Origin of the sequence: Caldinitratiruptor microaerophilus, assembly GCF_025999835.1 — a bacterium.
Lineage (GTDB): Bacteria > Bacillota > Sulfobacillia > Symbiobacteriales > ZC4RG38 > Caldinitratiruptor > Caldinitratiruptor microaerophilus.
Window position 1 is genome coordinate 933204 of the sequence record NZ_AP025628.1, and the last position, 26055, is coordinate 959258.

At 68.9% G+C, this 26055-nt stretch carries 27 protein-coding genes; 23 read left to right on the plus strand and 4 right to left on the minus strand.

Going from position 1 to position 26055, the window contains the following annotated elements; all coding sequences use genetic code 11:
- The first annotated feature begins 3 nt into the window (after positions 1-3).
- From caldi_RS04480 to caldi_RS04590, 23 genes are all read left to right on the plus strand, one after another.
- Complete coding sequence (locus caldi_RS04480) at positions 4-1575, plus strand: AMP-binding protein (RefSeq protein ID WP_264843909.1); 1572 nt, start codon at positions 4-6, stop codon at positions 1573-1575.
- A 4-nt stretch (positions 1576-1579) separates the two neighbouring features.
- Positions 1580-2383 carry an enoyl-CoA hydratase/isomerase family protein gene (locus caldi_RS04485; RefSeq protein WP_264843910.1) on the plus strand — a complete coding sequence of 268 codons (804 nt, stop codon included), beginning with the start codon at positions 1580-1582 and terminating at the stop codon, positions 2381-2383.
- Positions 2380-3780, plus strand: a complete 1401-nt coding sequence (locus caldi_RS04490) for an acyclic terpene utilization AtuA family protein (RefSeq protein ID WP_264843911.1) — start codon at positions 2380-2382, stop codon at positions 3778-3780. Before caldi_RS04485 ends, caldi_RS04490 begins: the two co-directional genes overlap by 4 nt.
- A gap of 48 nt (positions 3781-3828) precedes the next feature.
- Positions 3829-4194, plus strand: coding sequence for an AtuA-related protein (locus caldi_RS04495; protein ID WP_264843912.1), 366 nt, complete (start codon positions 3829-3831; stop codon positions 4192-4194).
- A gap of 41 nt (positions 4195-4235) precedes the next feature.
- Positions 4236-5726 (plus strand): acyl-CoA carboxylase subunit beta, encoded by a 1491-nt coding sequence (locus caldi_RS04500; RefSeq protein ID WP_264844729.1) that lies wholly within the window; start codon positions 4236-4238, stop codon positions 5724-5726.
- A gap of 28 nt (positions 5727-5754) precedes the next feature.
- On the plus strand, positions 5755-5961 hold the full coding sequence (locus caldi_RS04505) for an acetyl-CoA carboxylase biotin carboxyl carrier protein subunit (protein ID WP_264843913.1): 207 nt from the start codon (positions 5755-5757) through the stop codon (positions 5959-5961).
- 160 nt (positions 5962-6121) lie between these two features.
- Positions 6122-7702, plus strand: coding sequence for a spore germination protein (locus caldi_RS04510; RefSeq protein WP_264843914.1), 1581 nt, complete (start codon positions 6122-6124; stop codon positions 7700-7702).
- On the plus strand, positions 7699-8844 hold the full coding sequence (locus caldi_RS04515) for a Ger(x)C family spore germination protein (RefSeq protein ID WP_264843915.1): 1146 nt from the start codon (positions 7699-7701) through the stop codon (positions 8842-8844). The genes caldi_RS04510 and caldi_RS04515 overlap by 4 nt, the downstream gene beginning before the upstream one ends.
- A gap of 117 nt (positions 8845-8961) precedes the next feature.
- Positions 8962-9993, plus strand: a complete 1032-nt coding sequence (locus caldi_RS04520) for a spore germination protein (RefSeq protein ID WP_264844730.1) — start codon at positions 8962-8964, stop codon at positions 9991-9993.
- A 130-nt stretch (positions 9994-10123) separates the two neighbouring features.
- Positions 10124-10453, plus strand: a complete 330-nt coding sequence (locus tag caldi_RS04525) for a DUF3870 domain-containing protein (RefSeq protein WP_264843916.1) — start codon at positions 10124-10126, stop codon at positions 10451-10453.
- A gap of 336 nt (positions 10454-10789) precedes the next feature.
- Positions 10790-11476, plus strand: a complete 687-nt coding sequence (locus caldi_RS04530) for a CoA transferase subunit A (protein WP_264844731.1) — start codon at positions 10790-10792, stop codon at positions 11474-11476.
- Positions 11469-12146 (plus strand): 3-oxoacid CoA-transferase subunit B, encoded by a 678-nt coding sequence (locus caldi_RS04535; RefSeq protein WP_264843917.1) that lies wholly within the window; start codon positions 11469-11471, stop codon positions 12144-12146. The genes caldi_RS04530 and caldi_RS04535 overlap by 8 nt, the downstream gene beginning before the upstream one ends.
- A gap of 1 nt (position 12147) precedes the next feature.
- Positions 12148-13332: a thiolase family protein gene (locus caldi_RS04540; RefSeq protein ID WP_319951822.1), complete on the plus strand. Its 1185-nt coding sequence runs from the start codon at positions 12148-12150 to the stop codon at positions 13330-13332.
- A gap of 54 nt (positions 13333-13386) precedes the next feature.
- Positions 13387-14622: an ABC transporter substrate-binding protein gene (locus tag caldi_RS04545; protein WP_264843919.1), complete on the plus strand. Its 1236-nt coding sequence runs from the start codon at positions 13387-13389 to the stop codon at positions 14620-14622.
- Positions 14623-14714: 92 nt separating this feature from the next.
- The gene (locus caldi_RS04550) at positions 14715-15596 is read left to right on the plus strand and encodes a branched-chain amino acid ABC transporter permease (protein ID WP_264843920.1); all 882 of its coding nucleotides are present in this window, start codon (positions 14715-14717) and stop codon (positions 15594-15596) included.
- Positions 15597-15636: 40 nt separating this feature from the next.
- The gene (locus caldi_RS04555) at positions 15637-16548 is read left to right on the plus strand and encodes a branched-chain amino acid ABC transporter permease (protein WP_264843921.1); all 912 of its coding nucleotides are present in this window, start codon (positions 15637-15639) and stop codon (positions 16546-16548) included.
- Positions 16549-16550: 2 nt separating this feature from the next.
- Positions 16551-17315, plus strand: coding sequence for an ABC transporter ATP-binding protein (locus caldi_RS04560; RefSeq protein WP_264843922.1), 765 nt, complete (start codon positions 16551-16553; stop codon positions 17313-17315).
- Entirely contained in the window at positions 17312-18016 is a 705-nt protein-coding gene (locus caldi_RS04565) for an ABC transporter ATP-binding protein (protein WP_264843923.1), read from the plus strand. The genes caldi_RS04560 and caldi_RS04565 overlap by 4 nt, the downstream gene beginning before the upstream one ends.
- Before the next feature lie 67 nt (positions 18017-18083).
- A complete protein-coding gene (locus tag caldi_RS04570) occupies positions 18084-19160 on the plus strand; it encodes a zinc-dependent alcohol dehydrogenase (RefSeq protein WP_264843924.1) in 1077 nt (358 codons plus the stop codon).
- 4 nt (positions 19161-19164) lie between these two features.
- The gene (locus caldi_RS04575) at positions 19165-19896 is read left to right on the plus strand and encodes a cyclase family protein (protein WP_264843925.1); all 732 of its coding nucleotides are present in this window, start codon (positions 19165-19167) and stop codon (positions 19894-19896) included.
- Positions 19897-19900: 4 nt separating this feature from the next.
- Positions 19901-20671, plus strand: coding sequence for an SDR family NAD(P)-dependent oxidoreductase (locus caldi_RS04580; RefSeq protein WP_264843926.1), 771 nt, complete (start codon positions 19901-19903; stop codon positions 20669-20671).
- Between the two features lie 55 nt (positions 20672-20726).
- On the plus strand, positions 20727-21569 hold the full coding sequence (locus caldi_RS04585; RefSeq protein ID WP_264843927.1) for a carboxymuconolactone decarboxylase family protein: 843 nt from the start codon (positions 20727-20729) through the stop codon (positions 21567-21569).
- A 162-nt stretch (positions 21570-21731) separates the two neighbouring features.
- Positions 21732-21980 carry an AbrB/MazE/SpoVT family DNA-binding domain-containing protein gene (locus caldi_RS04590; protein WP_264843928.1) on the plus strand — a complete coding sequence of 83 codons (249 nt, stop codon included), beginning with the start codon at positions 21732-21734 and terminating at the stop codon, positions 21978-21980.
- Between the two features lie 200 nt (positions 21981-22180).
- On the opposite strand, the gene caldi_RS04595 is transcribed toward caldi_RS04590, so the two are convergent.
- The 4 genes from caldi_RS04595 to caldi_RS04610 form a co-directional block, all read right to left on the minus strand.
- Entirely contained in the window at positions 22181-23170 is a 990-nt protein-coding gene (locus caldi_RS04595; RefSeq protein WP_264843929.1) for an NAD(P)H-quinone oxidoreductase, read from the minus strand.
- Positions 23171-23217: 47 nt separating this feature from the next.
- Positions 23218-24222 carry an aldo/keto reductase gene (locus caldi_RS04600; RefSeq protein ID WP_264843930.1) on the minus strand — a complete coding sequence of 335 codons (1005 nt, stop codon included), beginning with the start codon at positions 24220-24222 and terminating at the stop codon, positions 23218-23220.
- Between the two features lie 265 nt (positions 24223-24487).
- The gene (locus tag caldi_RS04605) at positions 24488-25207 is read right to left on the minus strand and encodes a hypothetical protein (RefSeq protein WP_264843931.1); all 720 of its coding nucleotides are present in this window, start codon (positions 25205-25207) and stop codon (positions 24488-24490) included.
- Positions 25208-25263: 56 nt separating this feature from the next.
- The gene (locus caldi_RS04610; RefSeq protein ID WP_264843932.1) at positions 25264-25860 is read right to left on the minus strand and encodes a hypothetical protein; all 597 of its coding nucleotides are present in this window, start codon (positions 25858-25860) and stop codon (positions 25264-25266) included.
- Between the last annotated feature and the right edge of the window lie 195 nt (positions 25861-26055).

Below are 26055 nucleotides of genomic sequence, written 5' to 3' on the forward strand. Positions count from 1 at the left end.
ACTATGCCCACCGGCCTCGAGATGAACCTCCTCCGCCGGTTCAACGTGGGCGACATCTTGCGGCGAAGCGCCCTCCGCACCCCTGACCGCCCGGCCCTGCGCTTCGGGGGCCGCAACATCTCGTACGCCGACCTGGACGGCATGGCCAACCGGGTGGGCAACGCTTTCCGGGCTCGGGGCGTTCAGCCCGGCGATGTCGTCGCCGTCCTGGCACTGAACTCCCCCGAGTTCGTCGCGACCTGGTTTGGCCTGGCCCGGATCGGCGCGGTCCTGCTACCGGTGAACGCCATGCTGCGAGGCCCGGAGATCTCCGCCATCCTGCGCCGGGCGCGGGTGAGAGGTCTCATCGTCGAGGAGGTCCTCCACCCCCTGGTCCAGACCGAAGCCGAGACGCTGGCGTCCGTTCCCTTCCGCTTCTGGCTGCCTTCCGGGCAGGCGGCGGACCCTCCGTCCGGTTGGGAAAGCTACCCTGCCGTGTTGAACGAGGCGGCGCCGGAGTTCCCGGAGGTCCAGGTGGAAAACGAGGCGCCGGCCACGCTCCTCTTCACGAGTGGAACAGAGTCAGCGCCCAAGGGTGTCGTCAACACCCATCTCAACTGGTACGCCGCACTTCTCTCCGCCCTGGCCGACCTTGAGCTCAACCGCCGCCACCGGCCGCTGCTGGCGCTTCCCCTGTTCCACGTCGCCGGGCTCTACCTGCTTCTCGGGACCCTGGCGACGGGGGCCACGGGTGTGCTCCTCCGCCGGATCGACGGCGCGGAGGTGGTCTCGGCCATCGAGTCGGAGCAGGTGACCTACCTGGTGCTGCCCGCCACGGCCTACGCCGGCCTTCTGCGCCTGCCCGACCTCGAACGGCGAAACCTCGGTTCACTCCGGCGGTGCGTGGTGTTCCAGTACCTGCCCGGCGAGGCGCTCGACCGCTGGCTGCAGTTGGTGCCGCAGGCAGAGTGGGTAGGGTATTGGGGCCAGTCCGAACTCACGCCGCTGGGGGCGAGCACCCCGCCGGAGGAACTCCGGGAACACCGGAGCCGTCCGGACCCGATCGGGAGGGCGCATCTGCCACTGGAGGTCCGCCTGGTCGACGGGGACGACCGGCCGGTTCCCCCGGGACAGGTCGGCGAACTGGTGGTCCGGGGTCCGGCGGTCATGGCCGGGTACTTCGACGACCCCGAGCGCACGGCGCAGGCGTTCCGGGGCGGGTGGCATCACACCGGGGACCTGGCTGTGGCCGACGAGGACGGCTTCCTCTACTTCGTGGACCGCCTGAAGGACATCGTCAAGACGGGGGGCGAGAACGTCTCGTCCCAGGAGGTGGAGGAGGTCATTGCCCGTCATCCCGCCGTCGCCGAGGTGAGCGTGATCGGGATTCCCGACCCCTACTGGGTCGAGGCCGTCGCGGCGGTGGTGGTCCGCCGGGGCCCGGTGACCGAGGAAGACATCATCCAGCACTGCCGTGCCCACCTGGCCTCCTTCAAGGTGCCGAAGCAGGTCTTCTTCGTGGAGGACCTCCCCCGGAGTCCGAGCGGCAAGATCCTGAAGCGCGAGCTGAAGCAGAAGTACGGTGGAAAGGCGTGACCGGATGCTAAGACGTCGTGTAGAGAACGGAGTATGTTGGCTGAGCCTCGACCGGCCGGAACGCCGCAACGCCCTCGGCTCCGAGCTCATGTCGGCCCTGGAGGACGCCCTGCGGGACGCCGCCCGTGACCCCGCCGTCCGGGCGATCCTTCTCACCGGCGAGGGGGAGAGCTTCTGCGCGGGCGGGGACCTCGACGAGTTCCGGACGTACGGTTCGCTGGATCCGACGGCTCTGTACGAACGAGCCCGCGGTGGCACGGGCCTCCTGCGCCTCGCCTTCGAGCTGACGACCCCGCTCGTGGTGGCGGCCCACGGCCACGCGCTGGCCGGGGGCATGGGCCTCGTGGCGATGGCTCACGTGGCGCTGGCCGCCGAGGGAACCGTGTTCGGCCTCACCGAGATCCAGGTAGGCCTGTTCCCGTACACGATCCTGCCCCTGGTGGTGCGGGCGGTGGGGCCCCGCAGGGCCCTCGAACTGGCCCTCACGGGGCGCCGGTTCCAGGCGCAGGAGGCGCTCGGGATGGGACTGGTGCACCGGGTGGTGCCGCGGGACCAGTTGCTCGGGGCGGCACAGGAGGTGGCACTCGAACTGGCCGGCCGCAGCCCGGTGGCGGTGCAGACCGGCCTGGAGGCGTGGAACGCCCTGAGGACCTGGGACCCGGGCCCGGCGCTCGATCACCTCAGCCTGCTTCGCAACGTGGCATTCGGCAGCCCTCAACTCCGCGCGGGCATCGAGCGGTTCCTGGGCCGGCGCCGGGGCTCCGGAGACGGGGACGCCGGCACAGGTGGGGCGGGGGGACGCGAATGAGGACGGTACGGATCGGCGGAGGGCTGGGCTTCTACGGGGACAGCCTCGTTCCGGCGCTTGAGATGGCGGAGCGGGGGGAAGTCCAGTACATCGCCTTCGACCACCTGGCGGAGCTGACCCTGGCGATCCTCCAGAAGGATAGGCAACGGGATCCTTCGCTCGGTTACACCCGGGACCTGATCCCTCTCATGGCGTCGATTCTCCCCGTGGCCCGCCGCAAGGGGATCCGTCTCGTGACGAACGCCGGCGGACTGAACCCACTCGAGGCTGCGCAGGTGGTGGCCCGCCTGGCCGGGCAGCTCGGCCTGTCCCTGCGGATCGGGGTGGTGGCGGGCGACGACCTGCTGGGCCGCCTCGACGAACTGCGTGGAGCCGGCGCCGACCTGGCGCACGCGGATACGGGCGAGCCGCTGGAGACGGTCCGGGACCGGCTGGTCTTCGCCAACGCCTACCTGGGAGCGCTGCCGATCGCCCGGGCGTTGGCCCAGGGGGCTCATGTGGTCATCACCGGCCGTGTGGCGGACAGTGCCCTGTTCCTGGGACCCATCCTGCATGAGTTGGGCTGGGTTCTCCCGGCTCCCGGAGGCGCAGAACCGGACGCTTCGCCGGCGGCCTGGGATCGGATCGCCGTCGGGGTGGTGGCTGGGCACCTCCTGGAGTGCTCCGGTCAGGTGACCGGCGGGAACCACAGCGGCAACTGGGCCGAGGTGCCGGACCTCGACCGGATTGGCTTTCCCGTCGCCGAGGTGGGAGAGGACGGGACACTTCGGATCACCAAGGTACCCGGGACGGGCGGCCGGGTGAACTTCGACACCGTGCGGGAGCAGCTCCTGTACGAGGTGCACGACCCCTCCGCGTATCACACGCCGGACGTGACGGTGGATCTCACAGGCGTCGAACTGGACGAGGTCGGGCCCGACACGGTCCGGGTGCGCGGTGTGCGGGGCCGCAGGCCTCCGTCCGCGTACAAGGTCGTCATGGGCTACCGGGACGGCTTCCTGGGGCAGGGGGTCGTGGGCTTCTCCTGGCCCGACGCGCTCCGCAAGGCGGAGGCGGCGGCGGAGATCCTCCGCCGCCAGGCCGGCGCCCGCCGGCTGCCGATCGAGGAGTTCCGGGTCGAGTACCTGGGCCTGGACTCCCTGCACGGCCCCCTGGCGAGCCGCCGGCACGCCGAGGACCTCAACGAGGTGTACCTCCGGGTCGCCGTCCGCACCCGGAGCCGTGAGGCCGCTGAAGCCTTCGCCCGCCTGCTCCCGCCCCTCGGTCTCAGCGGCCCTCCCACGGCCAGCGGGTTCATCGGCGTCGACCGGGTGCGGGAGCTGCTGGGCGTCTGGCCTACCCGTGTGCCGCGGGAATGGGTCGACCCGTTTGTGGAGGTCCAGGTCATGGAAGTGTGACCCGGTGAGTTCGGCGCAGAGGATTGACGGACGAGGGGAGGCTCACGGGTGCGGCTACAGTTGGTGCAGATTGCCACAGCACGTGCCGGAGACAAGGGGGATATCGCGGACATCAGCCTCTTCGCCCCCAACAAGGAAACGTACGAGGTACTGGAGCGGCAGGTGACGGCCGATCGAGTTCGCGCCCACTTCGAGGGGGTGGTCCGGGGCCCAGTCTTCCGTTACGAGCTTCCCCTCCTGCGAGCGCTGAAGTTCGTCCTCCACGGGGCGCTCGACGGCGGCGCTGCCCGGTCGCTGAGGGCGGACAACCTCGGCAAGACGCTGGGGGCCGCACTTCTGCGCATGGAGATCGACTGGCCGGAGGGCGTGCCGGCACGTGCTGCAGGGAAGCGTCGCGAGGAGGGAGGCCGGTGAGTTCCCCCATCGAGCGCCTGCACGCAGAGCGCGCCCGCATCATGGCCGGCGGGCGTGAACAGTACCACCGTCAGCTCGCCGAGCAGGGCAAGATGTTCGTTCGCCGGCGCCTGGAGCGACTTTTCGGGCCCGGCGGCATCGAGTGGGAGGACGGCCTCTTCGCCGAGGTGCAGAACCCCGAGTTGCCGGCGGACGCGGTGGTCACTGGCGTCGGACGGGTCGGCGATCGCCGCGTCGCGTTCGCCGCGACGGATTCGACCGTCAAGGCCGGCTCCATGGGCCCCAAGTCCGTCGAGAAGATCCTGCGCATCCAGGAGACCGCGATGCGACTCGGCATCCCGATCCTCTACCTGATGGACTCGGCCGGCGCCCGCATCGTGGACCAGGTGCGCAACTTTCCGGGACGCAGGCACGGGGGGCGGATCTTCTACAACCAGGTGCACATGTCCGGCGTGGTTCCGCAGATCAGCGTCCTGTTCGGGCCGTCCCCGGCGGGGGCAGCATACATTCCGGCGTTCTCGGACGTCGTGATCATGGTCGAGGGCCAGGCGAGCGCCTACCTCGGGTCTCCCCGCATGGCGGAGATGGCCATCGGCGAGAAGGTCACCCTGGAGGAGATGGGCGGAGCCCGGATGCACTGCACGGTGAGCGGCCTGGGCGACTTCCTCGTCGAGTCGGAGGAGGAAGCCATCCGCCTGGTGCAGGCGTACCTCAGCTACATGCCGTCGAACTGGCAGGAGCTCCCACCCCTGGCGGAACCCCAACCGCCGGAGGAAGGGATCGACCTCGAGACGACCGTGCCCGCCGACCAGAACCGGCCGTTCGACATGTATGCCTTCATCCGGGGACTCGTGGACGCCGGCTCGTTCCTGGAGGTGAAACGGCTCTTCGCCCCCGAGTTGATCACGGGGCTGGCCCGCCTCGGGGGCCAGGTCGTCGGCGTCGTGGCGAACCAGCCGCGCGTGAAGGGGGGGACCCTGTTCGTCGATTCCGCGGACAAGGGGGCCCGGTTCATCTGGCTCTGCAACGCCTACAACATCCCTCTCCTGTTCCTCGCCGACGTCCCCGGCTTCATGATCGGGTCGGCGGTGGAGCGTCAGGGCATCATCCGTCACGGCGCCAAGATGATCGCCGCCGTCTCCGAGGCGACCGTGCCGAAGATCTCGGTGATCGTGCGAAAGTGCTACGGCGCCGGCCTGTACGCCATGGCTGGTCCGGCCTTCGGCACCGATGCGGTCCTGGCCTTGCCCTCGGCGCAGGTGGCGGTGATGGGGCCCGAGGCGGCCGTGAACGCGGTCTTCTACAACGACATCCAGGCCATCCCGGATCCCGACGAGCGCCGTCGCTTCGTCGCCGAGCAGAGGGAGCGGTACGCCAGGGACATCGACATCTTCCGCCTGGCGGGCGAGCTGATCGTGGACGACATCGTCGCTCCGTCCGAACTTCGCGACCAGTTGATCCGGCGGTTCCGGGCGCTGCGCGGCCGGCGAGGCACGCTGCCGGCGAAGCACTGCCCGGTACACCCCGTGTGAAACAGAAAAGGAGGCAGGGTTCATTCCCATGGTGGTCGCCAACATGGCCGGTGTTGTTCGCACCGTCCTGGTCAAGCCAGGCGATACGGTCGCCGCCGGACAGGACGTCATAATCCTCGAATCCATGAAGATGGAGGTTCCCGTACCGGCCGCGTCGGGCGGAGTGGTCCGCCACGTGAAGGTCCGGGAGGGTGACTTCGTCGACGAGGGGGACATCCTGGTCGAGCTGGAGTGAGTTCGAACAGCGTAACGGGCGCGACCCCCGTGACGGGGCCAGGATGCCACCCCGGTCCGGGTGCGATCGCCGGGGTGCCATTCGGAGGCACCCCGGCTCATCGTGCCCTGCATCGGGCCATACTAGGCCCGGCAGGCGGATCGGAGAAGGGGGTGGGCCGTTGCGCGACCGGGTCGCGCTGACCGGAGACCTCGATCGCGACGTCCAGGCCCTCAAGCACCTCATCCCCGCCGACGACCTCCAGGACCGGCGCCTCGTCTTGGGGCGGGGGCGCGGGCCGGAGGCGGCGCTCCTGTACATCGAGGGGCTTGCCGACCCGCAGGTCCTCAACCGGGACATCCTGGGCCCGCTCCTCGGCGGGCTGGCGGGCCAGAGCGAGGGTCCGGCGGGCGCGGCCGCCGGAGCCGTGACCGCGGCCGAGGCGATCGCCCGCCAGTGCACGTCCGTCTCCCGCATCCAGGCCAGCGCCGACCCGGGCCGGCTGGCCGGTGCGCTCCTGGACGGCGAGGCGGTGCTCCTGGTCGGCGGCAGCCGCACCGGGGCGGCGCTGCAGGCCGCCGGCGGCCCGGATCGTCCGGTCGAGCCGCCGGGCGTGGAGGCGAGCCTGCGGGGCCCCCGCGACGCATTCGTCGAGAGTCTCGTGAACAACGTCGCCCTCGTCCGCCGGCGGATCCGGGACCGGTCCCTCCGAGTCCGGATCTTGCGCGTGGGCAGGCGCAGCCGCACCCGCGTGGCGCTGCTGTACCTCGGGGACGTGGCCCGGCCGGAGCTCGTCCGGGAGGTGCGGCACCGGCTGGAGACCATCGACTTCGACGGGATCCTCGACGCGCACCAGCTGGCGGAGATGCTGGGGCACGAGGGCAGATCCCCCTTCCCACGTGTGGAGAAGACGGAACGCCCGGACCGAACGGCGGCCGCCCTCTTCGAGGGTCGGGTCGCGGTGCTGGTGGACGTGTCGCCCTTCGCCCTCCTGGTCCCGGTCATCTTGCTGGATTCGTTTCAGGCGCCGGACGACTACTACACGCTCCCCGCGCTGACGGCGTTCGTCCGCATCGTCCGTCTCCTCGGCTGGGCGGTGGTGACGTACCTGCCAGCGCTGTACGTGGCGGTGGCGCAGTACAACCCCGACTTGGTGCGCACCGAACTCACGCTGTTCATGCAGGCGGACCGCACGGGGATCCCCTTGACGCCGGTGGTCGAGGTGATCTTCCTGGAGTTCACCATGGAGATGATCCATGAATCGCTCATCCGCCTGCCCGAAAAGGTGGGTTCGGCGGCGACGATCGTGGGCGGCCTGATCATCGGCCAGGCGGCCGTGCAGGCCCGGCTCATCTCCAGCGTGGTGGTCATCGTGGTGGCGTCCTCGGCCATCGGTTCGTTCACGTTCCCGAACGCCGAGATGGGGCTGTCGTGGCGTCTGGTGAAGTGGCTCAACATCGGGGCGGCGGCGCTGTTCGGCCTGCACGGGCTGTTCATCGCCTCGCTTTGCCTCCTGGCCTACCTCAACAGCATCGACTCCTTCGGCGCGCCGTACCTGGCTCCGATCAGCCCGCACCTCCCGCGGGACGCCGCCCGTGACACGCTGCACCGGATGCACTGGGGGCGGCTCCGGTGGCGGGGATCGGTGTTCCGCCCGACCGACCCGGACCGCGCGCCCCGCAGCGTTGCGCAGCAACAAGGCCTGACGCCGACCTCCGCGCCACCCGGCCGTCTCGGTCCGAAGGGGCGTGGTTCGCCGTGAACTGCCGCCTACAGGGGTGCCTGCGCCGCGTGGCCCTGGCCGGCGCGCTCGCCGTGTCGAGCGCCGGGTGCTGGGACCTGCGGACGCTCGACCAGCGGGCCTTCGCCCTGCTCATGGCAATCGACCGCCAGGAGGGACAGTGGCAACTCACGGCGCAGATCGCCGTACCGGGCGGACAGGACCGGGGAGGCGGCGCCGAGGGCACGCCCGCGGCCATCGAGCTCGTGTCCGGCAGGGGAAACTCGCTCCGGGAAGCGCTGGACGACCTCCGCAGCCGCCTGCACCGGGAACTGGACACGAGTCACATGGACACGGTGGTCATCGGCGAGGCGGCCGCGCGGGAGGGGCTCGACCGGCTCCTCTTCCTGAGCCGGTCGCTGCGCGTGCCCGTGGTGGCGTCCGTGGCCGTCAGCCGGGGCCCGGCCGCCGAGGTGACCCGGGCGCGCAGCCCGGCCCTCAACCTGCCGGCGCTCTTCACCGCCCGGGCCTTCACGGGCTCGTTCACGCGGCACCCCGGGGTCATCCCGGTACCCGTCTGGATGCTGTTCAACCGCCTCCTTCCGTCGCCGTTCCAGGACCCGTACGCCCCGGGCCTGGTCTCCCGCGAGGGGCAGATCGACTTCGCCGGGGTCGCCCTCTTCTCGGGCCCCCGCATGGTCGGGTGGCTGGACGGGCACGATGCGGCGACCCTCGGGGTGATCCGGGCGCGCCGGGTGGTCGGTTCGGTGAGTGCCGACGTGCCGGCACAGGATGGGCAGCCCGGCGGCCGCACCGTCCTGCGGGTGGTCACCGGCCGCATCCGGTACTCGGCCGACCTTCGGGACGGGCGACCGGTATTGCGCCTGAACGCGTCCTTCCACGGCGACCTCGATGAGGCGCCGCCGGGACTTCTTCGGGACGCTCAAGGGCAGGCGCGGGTCGAGCAGGCCCTGGCGCGCGAGTCCGAGGCGCGCCTGGAGAGCCTGCTCCACCGGCTGCAAGAGATCGGCAGCGATCCGATCGGGTTCGGGGAAGACTTCCGGGTACGGTGGCCCGACTCCCCGTTCGTGCGGGACAAGGCGTCCTGGCAGGCCGCCTACCGGCAGGCGGAAGTCGAGGCGCGGGTCGACATCTCGATCACCAGCTCGGGTCACCGGGAGTGAGAGGGGGTGGCCGCGCTGGCAAGCGCCGGGATGGGCCCGGGGAGCCGGGCTCGGATCGCCTCCGGGGAGTTCGTGGCCCTGGTGGCGCTGGGAACGCTCTGAGGTTCGATCTTCCTCCTGCCCGGGCTGGCCGTCGAGGCGGGAGGACGCGCGGCCTGGATGGTCGCCGTGCTGGCCGGCGTGACCGCCTGGCTGGCGGGGCTGGTGGTGGCCGGCCTCAGCCGGCGCTTCGCCCCCGTCAGCGTGTTCCGCTACGCCGGCGTGCTGGTCGGGCCCTGGCTCGGGAAAGCCCTCGGCGGCGCCATCGTGCTCACGGCGTTGGTGAACGCGCCCGTGGACCTGCGCGTGGCGGTGCAGGCGCTGTTCGGCGTGTTCTACCAGCAAACGCCGCCGTGGGTCGTTGTCATCATCTCGGCCGTTGGCGCCCTCGCCCTCGTGTGGTGGGGCCCGGTGCGGCTGGCCCGGCTGCAGCCGCTCCTGCTCGGGATCGTCGGGGCGGTGACGATGCTGCAGGTGCCGTTCCTGTGGCAGCGCAGCGAGTGGCGGCTGCTCCTCCCCGTTCGGTTTGAGGACGTGGCCGTCGGGAGCCGGGCGTTCCTGGCGGCGCTCGGCACCTTCCGGCTTCCCCTCATGCTGGCCTGGGTGGTGGCGCTCCTGGAAGAACCGCACCGGGCGCTGGAGCTCTACACGAAGGGGTTCTGGCTGGGGTGGCTCCTCGTGTTCCCCATGGTGGCGTTCCCGGTCGCCATCTTCGGTCCGGAAGGGGCACGTGAACTGAACAACCCCTTTCCCTACGTGCTATCGATCATCCGCCTGCCCAACTTCCCGGTGGAGAAGGTCGACTACCTGGCGCGGCTTACCTACAGTCTCACCGCGCTCGTGGTGGTGGCGCTCTTCTACCACATGGTCGCCGCAGGTGTGGGAGAGCTGACGCGGACGCGGCGGGACCGGCCGGTTCTGGCCCTGGCGGCCGCCGCGTCGGTACTTCTCACGGTGTGGATGCTGCCGGACGAGCCCGGGGAGCGCCTCAGCCGGGCCGTCCTGGTCGCGACGCTTGCCCTGGAGACCGGGTTCGTCGTTCTCTGGGCGCTGGGCCGGCTGCGCCGCCCCTCCCCGGCGACCCTCCGCCGATCGACGGACGGGGGGTAGGCGGGTCGTCCAGAACCCGGGTGCCGCGGGGCCGGTACGCGTCCAACCGGGAATCTTGCGTCTCGCAGGGGCCGCGGGTACGCTGGAACCGGGCGGGGGGTCGTGCACGTACGGGGAGGAGGCCGGTGTGGTGGGCCCATCGGGCAAGACCGTCCTGGTCACCGGGTACGCGAAGGCCCCGCAGGGCACGTCGATGTACGAACAGTACAAGTACGCGGGGATCGTGCTGGAGGTCGAGACGGCGACGCACCGCGTGGTGGACGTCGAGTTCACCTTCGTGACGCAGCTGGCTCGGGACTTCGTGCGCCGTCTCATCGTGGGGTACTCCCTCCTGGATGAGGTCGACGAGATCGTCGCCGTGCTGAACGAACGGTACCTGGCCCCTTCACGGGAGGCGGTCGTGGTCGCGCTGCGGGCGGCCGCGCAGCGGTATCAGGAGCACGTCAAGTCCCGCAGGTGAGCGATCGTCTCAGGGTAACGAATCGATCTTCTTCGAGTGACCTGTGCGCGAAGGGAGGAATCCACGTTCTTCCCGTCGTAATGTGCATGTAACAAACGACAGCCAAGACGGGGCGGAGCCCTCCGGCCGCCGGGTGGCGGCGGGGGGTCCGCCACCGGGGCAACGGGTGGTTCACCTGTGCCGGGGGGATCACCTCCCTCCGGGGAAGCAGGCGAGACCTAGCCCCTGGTGTGTTCCCTGCCTCGACAGGCGCTCGGCCGCGGCGGTGGGGGACCCCTGGGTGCTAGGTTTTTGTTATCGATCGAGCCCGGTCGCGGAGGGTTGTGGTCGGGATTGGTGCACTCGTCGAAGCTGCGGACGGCCGCGGAGGCCGTGTCCGCCGTCCGTGACGGGGACACGGTCATGGTCGGGGGCTTCGGGTTGGTCGGGGCTCCCCTGACCCTCATCGACGCACTGGCTGCCTCAACGGCGAAGGACCTGACGGTCATCAGCAACAACGTGGGGGAGCCCGGGCGGGGCCTGGGTGTGCTGCTGCGCCAGCGGCGCATCCGCCGGGCGATCGGCTCGTTCTTCACCAGCAACCCGGAGGTGGCCGAGGCGGCCGGCCGGGGCGAGCTGGAGGTCGAGCTGCTGCCCCAGGGGACGCTGGCCGAGGCCATCCGGGCTGGCGGCGCAGGTATCGCCGGGTTCTACACCCCCACCGGGGCGGGTACGGAGCTGGCGAGGGGTCGGGAGACCCGGCGGATCGGCGACCGGGAGTACGTGTTCCAGCCGGCCCTCACGGCGGACGTGGCCCTCATCCGGGCGCACGTGGCCGACGAGTACGGCAACCTCGTGTACTACAAGACGGCCCGGAACTTCAACCCGATCATGGCCACGGCGGCCCGCCACGTCATCGCGGAGGTCGACGAGGTCGTGCCGGCGGGTCAGCTGGACCCCGAGCGGATCGTCACCCCGCACCTCTACGTCGACGTCCTCGTGATCGCCACTCACAAGCTCGAGGGGGTGCCACGGGGTGTCTGAGGACGTGCGCTGGCGCATCGCCCGGCGGGCCGCTCTGGAACTGCGCCCCGGGGACGTGGTGAACCTGGGGGTCGGAATCCCGACCCTCGTGGCCGACTGCCTGCCCCCCGGCCTGACCGTCTTCCTCCACACGGAGAACGGGATGCTGGGGGTGGGCCCGTCGCCGGCGCCGGGCTCGGAGGATCCCTACCTCATCAACGCCGGCAAGCAGCCCGTGACGGAGTTGCCGGGCGCCTCCTACTTCCACAGCGCGGACTCGTTCGCCATGATCCGCGGCGGCCACATCGACGTGGCCATCCTGGGCGCGCTGCAGGTGGACGAGCGGGGGCGCGTCGCGAACTGGGCCGTTCCGGGCCGGTCGGTGCTTGGCGTGGGCGGGGCGATGGATCTGTTGACCGGCGCGCGGCGGGTCATCGTGACCATGACCCACACCGGGCCCGGAGGGGAGCCCAAGCTGGTCCCCGAGTGCACCTATCCCATCACCTCCGTGCGCCCCGTGGACGTGGTGGTCACCGACCTCGCGGTTTTCCGCTGGGTCAACCGGGAGGGCCTGGTGCTCACCGAGGTCGCTCCGGGCGTCACGGTCGACGACGTGCGGGCCCGCACGGCCGCCCGGTTTCGCGTTGCCCAGGAGATCCAACCCTGGCAGGAGGTGCCCGGCGTTGCGTGAGGTGGTGATCGTCTCGGCTGTCCGCACCGCCGTGGGGCGGCTCGGAGGCGTGTTCAAGGACGTGCCTCCGGAGGTGCTGGCCGCCCGCGTCATCACTGCCGCCCTGGAGCGGGCCGGCGTGCCGGGGGAGATGGTCGAGGAGGTGATCATGGGCCAGGCCAAGCAGACCCAGGATGCGGCCAACCTGGCCCGGGTGGCGGCGCTGAAGGCGGGCCTGCCGGTTGAAGTGCCGGCCTACACCGTGAACCGGCAGTGCGGCTCCGGCATGCAGGCGGTCCACAACGCCGCGCAGGCCATCGCCTGCGGGCTCATCGACGTTGCCGTCGCGGGCGGGGTCGAGAGCATGAGCACTGCCCCCTTCTACCTGCGCGGGGCGCGCTTCGGCCTTGGCTCGGGCAACGCGGTGCTGGCGGACCCCAACACGGAGAGCCAGCCCGGGTCGCAGCCCCAGGAGACGTACGGCCGGCTGACCATGGGGATGACGGCAGAGATCCTCGCCGAGCGGTACGGCATCTCCCGGGAGGAGCAGGACCGCTTCGCGCTGGCCAGCCATGAGAAGGCGCTGGCGGCCATCGCCGCCGGGGCCTTCAAGGACGAGATCGTCCCGGTTCCGGTGACCGCCGGCAAGGGCGAGACCGTCCTGGTGGACACCGACGAGCATCCCCGGCAGACGAGCCTGGATGCCCTCGCCCGCCTCAAGCCGGCGTTCAAGCCCGACGGCACGGTCACCGCCGGCAACGCGTCGGGGCGGAACGACGGCGCCAGCGCGATGGTCGTGATGTCCGCCCAGCGGGCGAGGGAACTGGGGCTGCGGCCGCTCGCCTACATCCGCGGACAGGCCGTGGCGGGGGTGTCGCCCGAGGTGATGGGCCTGGGCCCGGTCCCGGCCACCCGGAAGGTACTCGAGCGGACGGGGCTGCGGCTCGACCAGATGGACCTGGTCGAGATCAACGAGGCCTTTGCCGCCCAGACGCTGGCCGTCCTGCGCGAACTCCCGGTCGACCCTGCCCGGCTCAACGTGCGCGGCGGGGCGATCGCCCTGGGCCACCCGATCGGGAATTCGGGGGCCCGCATCCTGGTTACGCTCGTTCACGCCCTGCGCCAGACCGGCGGGCGTTACGGCCTGGCCACGCTGTGCATCGCCGGGGGCCAGGGCATCGCCACCGTCGTCGAGGCAGCGGGCTGATTCCTGGATTCACCGCAGGATCATCGCAGTCCAATCAGGGAGGGGCATAGCACGATGCATGGTCTGAGCAAGGGGCGTGGGTTTTGGGGTGGCCGTTCTTCTCGCCGGGTCCTGCTGGCCGCCGCGCTCTCGGTCGCGCTGCTGGCTGCCGGCTGCGGCGGTGGTGGGGGCGCCGGGACGGCGGGGTCCGGTCAGAAAGCGCCGGCCGGAGGGGGTTCCGCCTCCGCCGAGGTGACGTACCCGTCCGAGGTGACCATCGGGGCCCTGGTTCCGCTCACGGGCACGGGGGCCTCGTACGGTGTGCTCGACTCGAACGGCGCCAACCTGGCCGTGGAGCAGCTCAACGCCAAAGGCGGCGTGAAGGGGATCAAGATCAAGATCGAGTACGAGGACCACCAGGCCAAGCCGCAGGTGGCGATCACGGGCTTCAACCGGCTCGTCGACGTGCACAAGGTGCCGTACGTTCTGTCCAGCTACTCCAGCGTCACGCTGGCGGTCGCGCCCCTCGCCGACGAAAAGAAGGTTGTCGTGATGAACGGTGGTGGCCAGAGCGATAACCTCGCCGGCGCGGCGAAGTACTTGTTCAACGACATCCCGCTGGTGGGCTTCGAGGCCCGGTCGCTGGCCCAGTACCTGGTCAAGGAGCGCGGCGTCAAGACGGCGGCGATCATCTTTGCCAACGACGACGGGGGCCGCTCGAGCCTCAAGGCGTTCAAGGAAGCGTTCACCCAGGCCGGCGGCACGATCGTTGCCGAGGAGGCCAGCGAGCTCGGCGGCAGCGATTTCCGGCCGCAGCTGGCGAAGATCAAGTCCAAGAACGCGGACGTCATGTTCATCGCCACGTACGGGCGGGACACGGCCGTCATCATCAAGCAGGCGCGGGAGGTCGGGGTCCCTGGGGTCTACGCCAACACGTCCTGGTCCGTGATCCCCGACGTGTTCAAGCTGCCGGAGGCAGAGGGGCTCCTGTTCACGGCCCTGCACTTCACCCCGGAGGCGGGGTTTGCTGAGGCGTACAAGGCCAAGTATGGCGAGGACCCGGCTCTCTACTCCCTCACGTTCTATGACGGCGTCATGATCTTCGCCAAGGCCCTGGAGTGGGTGGTGGACCACAAGTTGCCGCTCAACGGCGAGAGCATCTACAAGGCCATCAAGGAGATCCGTACCTTCCCCGGCGGCGCTGGCCCGGTGACCTTTGCCGACGACGGCACCAGCACGAAGGACGTGGCCATCCGTGTGCTCAAGAACGGGAAGGGTGAGGATGTGAAGATCCTCAAGGCGGGTCAGTAGCAGTGCCCGGGGTCCTGGGCGGCGGGTACGCCGGGTGCGCCCCGTCGCCCGGGGCCATCCCAGCTGCGTGACGCCCATCGGGGGTAGGAAATGTGGACCTGACCCTTCAGCTCCTCTGGACTGGCCTTGCCCTGGGCGGTATCTACAGCATGCTCGCCATGGGCTTCACGCTCATCTATGGCACCACCCGACAGTTCCATGTAGCCCATGGTGGCATCTTCACGGTGGCCGGGTACGTGGGTTACATCGTTGCAGAGCGCCTGGCTCTTGGTTTGGTACCTGCCCTGGTGGTTGCGGTGATGGCCGCGGGCCTCGGTGGGCTAGCCGTGTACGAGGGGGTGTACCGCCCGCTCGTGCGCCGGGGCGCCACGCCGCTCGTGGTGTTCATCGCTTCCCTGGGACTCCTCTATACGCTAGATAACCTGTGCGCTCTCCTCTTCGGCCAGGACCCCCTCGTGGTGGAGACCGACCTGAAGGTACCATGGTCCCTGGGGAGCGTGTCGGTCACGCCGCTCCAGGTTGTCACCGTCGCGGTCGGGCTCGCGGTTTTTGGCGCCGCAGAGGCCATTCTGCGGTGGACCTCGGCGGGCAAGGCGCTACGCGGGGTGGCCGACTCGCCGGAGATGGCGCAGATCGTCGGAGTCGATGTCCGCAAGGCGTACCGCCTGGCCTACGTCATGGGGTCGGCAATCGCCGCCCCTGCGGCCCTCCTGATCGCCGCTGACGCCGGCATCACGCCGTTCCGGGGCAGCCTCCTGGTGCTCCTCTCTGCTGTCATCATGATCATGGGCGGTCTGGGGAGCCTCCCCGGAGCGCTGCTGGCCGGGTTTTCCGTGGCGCTGGCGGAGAGTCTCTCGGTTTCTGTTGTGTCTGCCGAATGGTCGGCAGCACTCGTGTTCACGGTGTTCATGGTCTTCATCGTGGTGCGGCCCACCGGCTTTTTCGGCGACAAGGTGACATCCGCCAAGCTGTGAGGCGGTCGTCACTCGGAGGAGGTCGCCTGCCCTGTCGTACGTGCTGAATTTCCTGATCATGGCCGGGATCTACAGCATCCTCTCCCTTTCGCTGAACCTCCTGATCGGATACGTCGGTGTCTTCTCCCTTTCGCACGCCGCGCTCTTTGGCATCGGCGCGTACGTCAGCGCGCTGACCGTGAAAGAGCTCCACCTACCGTGGCTTCTCGCCGTGTTGGGGGCCGTGCTCGTGACCGGCATCGCCGGCAGCCTTGTGGCCGGGCCCGCGCTACGAATCGCCGGTGACTACTACGTCGTGGCATCCTACGCCCTGCAGGTCATCGCGTATGCGGCCTTCGTGAACCTGACGGAGATCACGCAGGGTCCGGCGGGGCTTCCGGGCATCCCCCGGCCGGAGATCTTCGGTTTCCGTGTCGCCGGTCCGGTTCCGTACCTCGTCTTGACGGCCGCGTGTGTCTTGCTGGCCCTCGGCGTCGTGTGGAGGGTGGCACACTCCCCCTTCGGTCGGGTTCTGCGGGCGGTTAGCGAGGACGAGGTCGCGGTGATGGCCCTCGGCAAGGACGTCGTAGGCGCGAAGGTGAAGGTCGCGATGGTGTCCGCTGCTCTGGCCGGTATGGCCGGCAGCCTCTACGCCCACTACGTGACGTTCGTCAACCCGTCCAGTTTCACCGCGGACGAGTCGGTGTTCATCGCCACCCTGGTGATCGTGGGCGGCACGGGCAGCGTATGGGGATCCATCCTGGGCGCCCTGACTCTCACCGCGCTCCCGGAGGCCATCAAGGTCCTGCCGGTCCCGCTTTCCGTGGTCGGCCCGTTGCGGCAGTTGCTGTATGGTGTGCTGCTTGTCGCTTTCATGTTTCTCCGGCCACAGGGCCTGTTGGGGCGGAGCCCCTCCCGGACCTTGCGGAAGCCCACGCCTCAGGTCGCCGGCACCCCCGAAGTGGAGGTGTGAACATGCTGCTGGAAGTGGACCACGTCAGCATGCACTTCGGCGGTCTGGTGGCAGTCAGCGACTGCACCTTCGGGGTCCGGCAAGGCACGGTGACATCGCTGATCGGCCCGAACGGCGCCGGCAAGACCACCGTGTTCAACCTCATCACGGGGTTCCTCCGGCCCACCACCGGCCGCATTCGTTACGAGGGCCGGGACGTCACGGGCCTCTCGCCGCAGCGACTCCTGCGCATGGGCGTTGCGCGCACCTTTCAGAACCTGCGCCTGCACCTCCAGATGACCGTCCTTGAGAACGTGATGCTGACCGCTCAGCGCCAGCCTGGCGAGGACATGTGGTCGCTCTTTCTGCGGCCCCGCATGACGTCCCGGGCCGAGGCAGAGGTGCGGGAACGGGCCCTCGAGCATCTGGACTTCGTGGGCCTGGCGGACAGGGCAGGGGAACTGGCCGACAACCTGTCGTACGCCGAGCAGAAGCTCCTGTCGATTGCCCGGATCCTCATGACGGAGGCTCGCTTGCTCCTTCTCGATGAACCGGCTTCCGGGCTGGACCCGGACTCGCTTCGCACGGTGCTGCCCGTTGTGCGGCGGCTGGTCGAGCGCGGCAAGACGGTACTCCTGATCGAGCACAACATGGACCTGGTCAAGGAACTGGCGGACGAGATCGTCTTCCTTCACCAGGGAACCGTGCTGGCCCAGGGCAAGCCGGCCGACGTCATGTCCAACGCAGAGCTCACGGCCATCTACTTCGGGGGCGGGGTGACGGCATGAGCAGGGCGGTGCTGGAGGTGGACGGCCTCCGGGCCGCATACGGCAACAAGGAGGTCCTCCACGGGATCCACCTGCACCTGGCGCCCGGAGAGATCGTTGCGCTCTTGGGCCACAACGGGGCCGGGAAGTCGACCACCTTGCGCGCCATCTTCGGGCTCGTGCCGCCCACGGATGGCGTGGTCCGGCTGGACGGGCGGCCGGTACACCGGCTCCCGCCTGCTGACCGTGTCCGGGCCGGCCTGTCCATGACCCCGCAGGGCCGTGGGGTGTTCCCCCGGCTGACCGTTCAGGAGAACCTCGACCTGGCCGCCTACACCGTGCCGCGCGGTGAGCGCCCGGAGAGGCTGCGGCAGGTACTGGAGACGTTCCCCATCCTGGGCGAGCGCCTGAGGCAGCGGGTTGGCACCATGTCCGGCGGCCAGCAGCAGATGGTTGCCCTTGCCATCGCCCTCATGCAAGGCCCCCGGGTCCTCATGCTGGACGAGCCCTCCGTGGGTCTCTCTCCTGTCATGGTCGAGCAGGTCCTCAAGAGCATCCTCGAGATCAACCGCCGGCTGGGGACTGCCGTTCTGCTGGTCGAGCAGAACGTGCCCGCTGCCCTTTCCGTGGCGAAGCGGGTGCTGGTGATGAAGACCGGGCGCATCGTCGCGGAGGCCCGGCCTGAGGACCTCTCGGGCAACGCCCTCTGGGACCTGTTCTGAGGCGGCGCGGCGGCAGGCGTCTCAGGCACGTGCCGAGCCCCAAGCCGCTCCGGAGGTGGATGGAGCCATGCTGGCGGTTGTCAAGCGCGGTCCCGGTCCAGGCATCGGAGTGGAGGAGGTACCCGATCCGGAGCCGGGCCCCGGTGAGGTCCTGGTCCGCGTGCGGGCCGCGGCGATCTGTGGCAGCGACCTGCACATGTGGGCGGGGCACTCCGGGTACGAATGGGTTCAATACCCGTTGATCCCGGGGCATGAAGTGACGGGGGTGATCGTCGCCACCGGCGCCGGGGTCCCCCGGGAGCGGGTGGGCGAGCGCATCGTGGTGAACCCCTACGTCCCCTGCGGCCGGTGCTCGGCGTGCCTCTCCGGGAGTCCCCAGCTTTGCGACGGAGGTGGGTCGGCCATGGAGAAGGTGCCGGCCCGCTCGCTCCAGATCGGTTTCCGACGTCCCGGAGGCTTTGCGGAGCTGGTTACCGTTCCAGCTACGTCGGCAGTACCGCTCCCGGAGGGCCTGGGCTTCCGGGAGGCCGCTCCGCTCGAGGCCTTCGCCGTCGCCGTGCATGCGGTGGAACTGTGCAGCGTCCGGCCGGGGGACCGCGTGGCCGTGCTGGGTCCCGGCCCCATCGGACTGGGCGTGGTCCTGGCGTTGGCCGGCATGGGCCTGGAGCTCCTGATCCTGGCGGGGCTGTCGTCCGATGCCGCGCGCCTGGCCCGCGGCCGCGATCTGGGGGCGACCCACACAGCGTTCGTCGATGAGGTGGATCTGGCGCAGTACGTAGCGGCTCTGACCGGGGGCGCCGGACTGGACGCGGTGTTCGATGCCACCGGGAACCCGGCTGCCGTGGGTCCGGCCATCCGGTCGCTGCGGCGAGGTGGGGAGCTGGTGCTCGTCGGGATCAGCGGCCGGCCCGCCGAGTTGCCGCTCAACCAGATCGTCCGGGGGGAGATCGTCCTCCGCGGTAGCTACGGCATCACTCCCAGATCGCTGCAGCGCGCGGCTGCCATGGTGGCGTCCGGCCGTGCGCCCCTCGGGCGGCTCGTGACCCACGTCCTGCCCCTATCCGAGGCCGCCAGCGCCTTCGAGCTCGCCCACTCCGCCCAAGCGGGCAAGGTCCTCCTGGCGCCCGTACCCGAGGAGGTCTGAACGGATGCAGATCATCGACCTGAGCCTTCTGATCCGAGACGGACTGCAGTCGTACCCCTCGCATCCACCCATCCGGATCGCCCCGCACAACACGTTCGAGGAGACGGCGCCGCGCTACACGCCGCCCTGCCAGGGCTTCTCCTCCAAGATGATCTCGATCTCCGACCACGGCGGCACCCACGTCGACGCCCCGGTGCACTTCGTGCCCGGCGGCGCGTCGATCACGGACCAACCCCTGGGACGACACATGGGGCCAGGGGTGTTGTTGGACGTCTCCTCGAAGCCGGCGAGTCAACCGGTCACCGGCGCCATGCTGGAGCAAGCCGAGCGGGCCGCCGGGGTCCGCGTGGGAGAGGGGGACATCGTCCTCATCCGGTGCTGGCCCGGCCAGTGGGGTGACCCCGGCTTCCTGGAAGCCGCCGCGCTGGCCGCGGACGCGGCCGACTGGCTCCTGGCCCGGAAGGTGCGGGCGGTGGGGCTCGACCTCGGGAACGTCGACACCGGCCGGGACATGGCGCGGCCCGTGCACATGAAGCTCCTTCCGGCTGGCATGCCCGTTTACGAGAACCTGTGCAACCTGGACAAGCTGCCCCCTCGTTTCTTCTTCATCGGCCTGCCCCTCCGGCTCGAGGGCGCCACCGCCTCCCCCGTCCGGGCGGTCGCGCTCGTGGGGGAGCCCTGGACGTCTCTGACCGGCGTCTCTGACGCTTCCGGAAGCGCCGCCGGGGGGCGGTGACGCCATGGCGTTTCGGGACCTGTTCGATCTGACCGGCAAGGTGGCGATCGTCACCGGGGGGGCAGGGACGATCGGGCGTGTACTCACGGTCGCCCTGGCCGAATTCGGCTGCGATGTGGCGGTTGCAGACCTGCGGCCCCAGGCTGCGGCGGATCTGCGCGGCGCCGTCGAGGGGTACGGGCGCCGGTTCCTCACGGTGGGCGTCGACGTGACCAAGCCCGACCAGGTACAGGCGATGGTCGACCAGGTCGTGCGGACCTTCGGGCGGGTCGACATCCTGATCAACCACGCCGGGTTGAACATTCGCAAGCCGGCGGTGGAGATCACGGAGTCCGACTGGGACACGGTGCTCGACGTGAACCTGAAGGGGATCTTCCTCGTGGCCCAGGCCGTGGGCCGCCAGATGATCCACCAGGGCACGGGGGGAAAGATCGTCAACACCGCGTCCGTGTCAGCCGTCCGGGGGCACCCCCGGTTGGCCGCGTACGCCGCAAGCAAGGGCGGGATCGCGCAACTCACGCGGGTGCTGGCCAACGAGTGGGCCCCGTACCGGATCAACGTGAATGCGATCGGTCCGGGATACCTCGAGACGGACCAGACCCGAACCTACCTCGCGGATCCGCAGCGCCGGGCGGAGATCCTGTCGAAGATCCCCATGGGCCGGCTGGGCACGCCGGAGGATCTCGTCGGGGCCGTGGTCTACCTGTCGTCGCCGGCGTCGGACTACGTCACCGGGCATGTCCTGTTCGTCGAGGGAGGCCGTCTGATCGACTGACCCCCAGGTCGACCGGGCGAAGTGTCCCCGGCCCGGTCAGGGAGGTGCGTGTGAGGTGGGGGCCGACAAGCGACTTCCGGGGTTCAACGGAGCCGCAGGGCCGGACGGGAGCGCCGCCGGCGTGGATTCGCCGCGGCCGCAGGAGGATACCGGGAGCGGCGGCCGGGTGCATGAGGTGCTCCAGGTCTTCGCGTCGATCTACGGGGAGGTTCCTGACTGGGTTGTCGCCCTGGCATCCGCCTCGCCAAAGGCGCTGGTCGGGTACTACGACCTGAGGGCGGCTGCTCTGCCTGATGGCGCTCTCCCCCGGCGGTACAAGGAGCTGATCCTCGTCGCCATCAACGCCGCCCGGCGGTACGAGCCGAGCATGCTCATGCACACCCGGGGCGCGATCCAGGCCGGGGCCACGGCGGCGGAGGTCGTGGAGATCCTTCTGCCCTGCATCCTGTCGCGAGGCATTCCGGCGTGGTTTACCGGGATGAAGGCGGTGGACCTTGCCCTGCAGTTGGCGGGAGCATCGTCTCCACGTGGGAGTTCCACTGCCGACGAAGTTGCGCCGGCGCTCTCGGATGCCCTTGCCTACTTCAAGAGCGATCTCGGAGACGTTCCGGCGTGGGCCGCGGCCCTGCATGCGGCCAGTCCCAAGGCTGCGCGGGCGTACGCCATCCTCCGGGCAGCCATCCTCCGCGACGGCGTGTTGCCACGGTGGGTGAAGGAACTCGCCCTGGCTGGGGTCAACGCGGCGGAACGGTATCCGCAGGGCTTCGAACTACACGCCCGTACGGCGCTCCGGCTGGGTGCGACGCGGCAACAACTGGCGGAAACCCTGCTGGTGGCCGTGCTCACCGCCGGTATCCCTGCCTGGTTCACGGGGTTTCCTGTTCTGTCGGAGGGGTAGAGATTCGAGACGTTGACCGGCAGCAGGTGCCTGTGCACGGCGTTCCACCGGCCTGGGCATGAGACAGAGGTCTACCGCGGCTGGACGAGGGGAAGCTGCTTGACGCCAGGGTGGTCGATCCATACCCTGAAAGCGGACGACCATCGACAGGGGATATGTGGAATGCGGTCTGTTGTGACGGTCAGCAGCAAGTATCAGATCGTCATCCCCAAGGAACTACGGGAGGCGCTTCACATTTCTCCCGGTGACCAACTGCTCGCGGAAGTGATGGAGACGGGAGAGATCCGGCTGCGCCGGCGGCCGCGGAGCTATACCCAGGCTCTGCAAGGGCTCCACAAGCATGTCTGGAAGGGAGTCGATGCCGTAGACTACGTGCACGAGGAGCGCGCCGGTTGGGAGAACCTGAAGTGAACGGAAAACGTGGTGAGTCGCCATCCGGGGCCGGTCAACCGCGACCAGACTCGGCACCGACCGGCACCATCCTGATCAGGGCCTGGAACCCGGCCGTCCAGGGTAGAGGGGGGACAGAGGATACCCCTCGCCCCATGCGGACCAGTAGGCGCGCTCCAGCGTCACCTGGATCGACCAGGCCCAGTCCTCGAACCGCGGGGTCAGGTCCCCACCCGCAGCACGATCTTCCCGAAGTTCCGGTTCTCCTCCATGTACCGGTGGGCGGCGGCGACCTCGTCCAGCGGGAAGACCCGGTCGACGACCGGCCGGACCTGGCCCGACTCGAAGAGGGGCAGCACCTGGCGGGCGAAGCGCTGGGTCAGGACCATCTTCTGCTCGACCGGCCGGGCGCGGAGGGTCGTCCCGGCGAGGCGGAGCCGCTTGCGCATCGCCAGGCCGATGTCGAACTCGCCCCGGGCGCCGCCCATCGTCCCGATGAAGACGATCCGCCCCTCCACGGCGGCGGCCTTCAGGTTGCGCTCGAGGTACGAGGCGCCGACGAAGTCAAGGATGACGTCGGCGCCGCGCCCGCCGGTCTCCCGGAGCACGACCTCGTCGAACGCCTCGGTCTTGTAGTTGATCGCCCGGTGGGCGCCGAGCTCGACGGCCCGCCGGGCCTTCTCGTCGCTGCCGGCGGTGACGAGGACGGTCGCGCCCATCGCCCGGGCGAGCTGGATGGCGGCGGTGCCCACGCCGCTCCCGCCGGCGTGGACCAGGACCACGTCGCCCATGCGCAGGCCGGCCTTGTCGGTGAGGGCGTCGTAGGCGGTGAAGAACACCTCGGGGATCGCGGCGGCTTCCTCGAAGGACAGGCGGTCCGGGACGCGCAGGAGCATCCGCTCGTGGGTGACGACCTGCTCGGCGTAGCCGCCGCCTGCCAGGAGGCCCATGACCCGGTCGCCCGGCCGCCAGGCGGTGACGCCGGGCCCCACGGCGTCCACGGTGCCCGCGAACTCGAGCCCGGGGACCTCGTGCTCGGGGCGGGGTTCGGGGGGCGGGTAGCGGCCCTGGCGCTGGAGGACGTCGGCGCGGTTGACGGCGGTGGCGGCCACCCGGACGCGGACCTCGCCCGCACCCGGCTGGGGATCGGGGATCTCCCGGATGCGGAGGACCTCGGGGCCGCCGTACTGATCGAGCACCACGGCGCGCATGGGGGTGAAGACCTCCTCGTCGGGCCGGTGATGGCAGCGCCTGCCGCCTACAGCAGCGCCCCCACGTACCAGCCCGAGTTGTTGTGGAAGTCGGCGACGGCCGAGCCGGGCGGGACGAGCTCGTCGACCCGCCGCATGGCGTCGTCGGGGATGCGGACGTCGAGGGCGGCGACATACTCGCGGTACTGCTCCAGGCTGGCCGGGCCGATGATCGGCGCCGTCACCCCGGGGCGGTGCAGCAGCCAGGCGATGGCGAAGCGGATGGGATTCGTGCCGACTGCCTCCGCCAGGGCCGCCACCTCCCGGGCGACCTCGAACCCGCGCCGGGTCGCCCGCTCGCGGAGGAGGGCCATCTCGGCCAGGCGGGTGCCTGGCGGCGGGCTCTCCAGGGCGTCCACCGGGTACTTGCCCGTCAGGATGCCCCCGGCGAGCGGCGACCACGGGATGAGCCCCCAGCCGTACTCCTGCAGGAACGGCAGGCGCTCGTTCTCCACCCGCCGGTCCAGGATGTTGTACGGCGCCTGCTCGCAGACAGGCTTCGCCCAGCCACGCAGCTCGGCCCGCCACCAGGCCTCGGCCATCCGCCACGCCGGGAACACGCTCGTGCCCCAGTAGCGGATCTTGCCCGCCCGGACGCAGTCGTTCAGCGCCTCGACCGTCTCCTCCAGCGGCGTGCTGAAGTCGGGCCGGTGCAGCTGGTACAGGTCGATCCAGTCGGTGCCGAGGCGGCGCAGGCTCTCGTCGACCTGCTGCATGATGTGGCGGCGGCTCGATCCCCGGTCGTTGGGGCCGTCGCCCATCTTGTTGGTGACCTTCGTCGCCAGGATGACCTGGTTCCGGGCCCCGTAGAGCCGCAGGGCCTTGCCGACGATCTCCTCGCTGCGCCCCTTGTTGTAGACGTTGGCGGTGTCCCAGAAGATGAGGCCGTCGTCGAGGGCCTGGCGGAGGATCTGCAGGGACTCCTCCTCGCTCGTCCGCCCGCCGAAGTTCATGCAGCCGAGGCACAGCCGGCTCACCTTCAGGCCGGTGCGGCCCAGGGACACGTACTCCACGGCGATCCCCTCCCGGGGCCGGGGGATTCGACGCCGGGGGCGGGATCTCCTCGCGAGGCCGACCGGGCCGGGCGTGCCCGGTGACCCGGCGCCTGCCGGGGGGCCCCGGCAAGGAGATTCGTGCGGCGATAGTTGGCGATGAATGCGCTCGGTCGGCAGATCCTATCAATTAGGTACTGACAACAGTTGGCGAACTGGTCTCATTTGCCGAGCGCCTATGGATCTATCCGCAACCGCCAACTATGTGAGTCGCTAGATCCCTTTCCTATTCATTCGCCAGGGTGGCTTTCGTTACTTTGGTTAGCAGTTGTTCAGCCTCTGCAATACCCCTTGCCGTTAGGCGGCATAAGTGATCCCTGTACTCGATGAGCCGCTCCTTGTGGAGAGGGATTAAGACTCTAGTCCGGAAGTTGCTTTTGTGCTGGTATTCTACCCATATGCGCAAAACTTCATCCGAGACCGGTTCAGCGTGGGTGTAAAGGAGCACCAGCACCTGTTGACGTGCAGGCATCCTCGGGTCCAATACCCGCTTGACGGTATCGTCTTCATATACTAAGCTAATGCGTCGCTGCACCAACGAGTCGACCAGCTGTTGGCATTGAGCCGGTGATGATCCTGAGCTCAAGCGAATCAACTCGGCAAGTACCCAGCTACAGCTTCCTAGGATGTAAGTCGCATCCATGAAATTTGGGTTAACCGGCGACAGATGCCCCACACCCCGTTTGTTCCGCAGGTTATACACGGACCATAGTGCTCGGGGCAGGTGAATGCGAAAGGATACGTCACCGCTAGTGGCGCTTTCATAGCGTTTGATTTCAGCATCGTTGAATTGATTCAGCGGCTTCCCGATTGGTTGTGTAACACCGAACAACTCAAGTTCAATGATTCGCCTAGCAGCCTCGACGAAGAAACCGGCTTCCAATTCACTCGGCTTCCAACGACGTTGTGCATAGCTGGTCTGCATCTGAAGATAACTATCGATCAAGGCGGCGACAACATCCGGAGGATACTTACTGCTGAGCAGGGCCTCAATATGAGATCTCACGACGGCACGCCGACTAGGGCCGCGAGTACCCTGCGGGCTTCCTCCCTTCCAGGTGCGGTCAACCTATACGATGCGGACGCTCCTTTCCCGGTAACGACAAAAAACTTAGTTCCCTTTAAGTTTGAAGCAAAGTTATTCTGATCGTAGCATGCGTGCTCTTTGCATAGCTCACGGAGTTCTTCGGCGCTCGCCGGCTGATCAGAGGTTAAGAAATCTTTGGTCAACAGATAGAGCAGACAGAGTTTGCGCTGCTGTTCGGCTTTCGATCCCTTCACCCCCGCCAGAATCTTAATTGCCCCATCGGAATCGAAATGCACTACACGCTCTAGCTGCTCCCTGGAAACCCCAAAATGCCGTTCGAGGGCTTCCTCCGTTTCCGTCTTAGCGGGGGTGGCGGCCGTCGGAGCTACTGTAGATTCCTCCGCGGCGGGGACTTCGTTAAATCGATCAAAGGTACCCTTCTTCGTAAGTACCATTTCAATCAAGTCGTGATACCGCTCTAACTGCTGAGCCACGAAGTCTGTCGGCCCATGAAATTCGAAGGTGCCATCACGCAGGTTGATACGTGCCGTGGCTGCAGCCGCTTCAGACATGCAGCTTACCCCCCTCGCACATATCATTTTGCAAACTAACATTCGCCAGTGCTTGACCCAAATCCTTCAAGGCTTGCTGCAACAGTTTGTCACCTTAGCACCTGAGCCCGTCTGGTCTCTGTCAGTCTGCGCCGAGTCCCTATCGGGGGATGCTAGGATGAAGATAGCGGCGCTCGGCGTGACCATAAGGTTAAG

Excerpts from the sequence above, each read along its gene's own strand:
- caldi_RS04485 (WP_264843910.1), top strand. The coding sequence starts at position 1,580 with ATGCTAAGACGTCGTGTAGAGAACGGAGTATGTTGGCTGAGCCTCGAC.
- caldi_RS04480 (WP_264843909.1), top strand. The coding sequence starts at position 4 with ATGCCCACCGGCCTCGAGATGAACCTCCTCCGCCGGTTCAACGTGGGC.
- caldi_RS04610 (WP_264843932.1), bottom strand. The coding sequence starts at position 25,860 with ATGTCTGAAGCGGCTGCAGCCACGGCACGTATCAACCTGCGTGATGGC.
- caldi_RS04590 (WP_264843928.1), top strand. The coding sequence starts at position 21,732 with ATGCGGTCTGTTGTGACGGTCAGCAGCAAGTATCAGATCGTCATCCCC.
- caldi_RS04565 (WP_264843923.1), top strand. The coding sequence starts at position 17,312 with ATGAGCAGGGCGGTGCTGGAGGTGGACGGCCTCCGGGCCGCATACGGC.
- caldi_RS04575 (WP_264843925.1), top strand. The coding sequence starts at position 19,165 with ATGCAGATCATCGACCTGAGCCTTCTGATCCGAGACGGACTGCAGTCG.
- caldi_RS04580 (WP_264843926.1), top strand. The coding sequence starts at position 19,901 with ATGGCGTTTCGGGACCTGTTCGATCTGACCGGCAAGGTGGCGATCGTC.
- caldi_RS04545 (WP_264843919.1), top strand. The coding sequence starts at position 13,387 with ATGCATGGTCTGAGCAAGGGGCGTGGGTTTTGGGGTGGCCGTTCTTCT.
- caldi_RS04560 (WP_264843922.1), top strand. The coding sequence starts at position 16,551 with ATGCTGCTGGAAGTGGACCACGTCAGCATGCACTTCGGCGGTCTGGTG.
- caldi_RS04505 (WP_264843913.1), top strand. The coding sequence starts at position 5,755 with ATGGTGGTCGCCAACATGGCCGGTGTTGTTCGCACCGTCCTGGTCAAG.
- caldi_RS04500 (WP_264844729.1), top strand. The coding sequence starts at position 4,236 with ATGGCCGGCGGGCGTGAACAGTACCACCGTCAGCTCGCCGAGCAGGGC.
- caldi_RS04570 (WP_264843924.1), top strand. The coding sequence starts at position 18,084 with ATGCTGGCGGTTGTCAAGCGCGGTCCCGGTCCAGGCATCGGAGTGGAG.
- caldi_RS04490 (WP_264843911.1), top strand. The coding sequence starts at position 2,380 with ATGAGGACGGTACGGATCGGCGGAGGGCTGGGCTTCTACGGGGACAGC.
- caldi_RS04595 (WP_264843929.1), bottom strand. The coding sequence starts at position 23,170 with ATGCGCGCCGTGGTGCTCGATCAGTACGGCGGCCCCGAGGTCCTCCGC.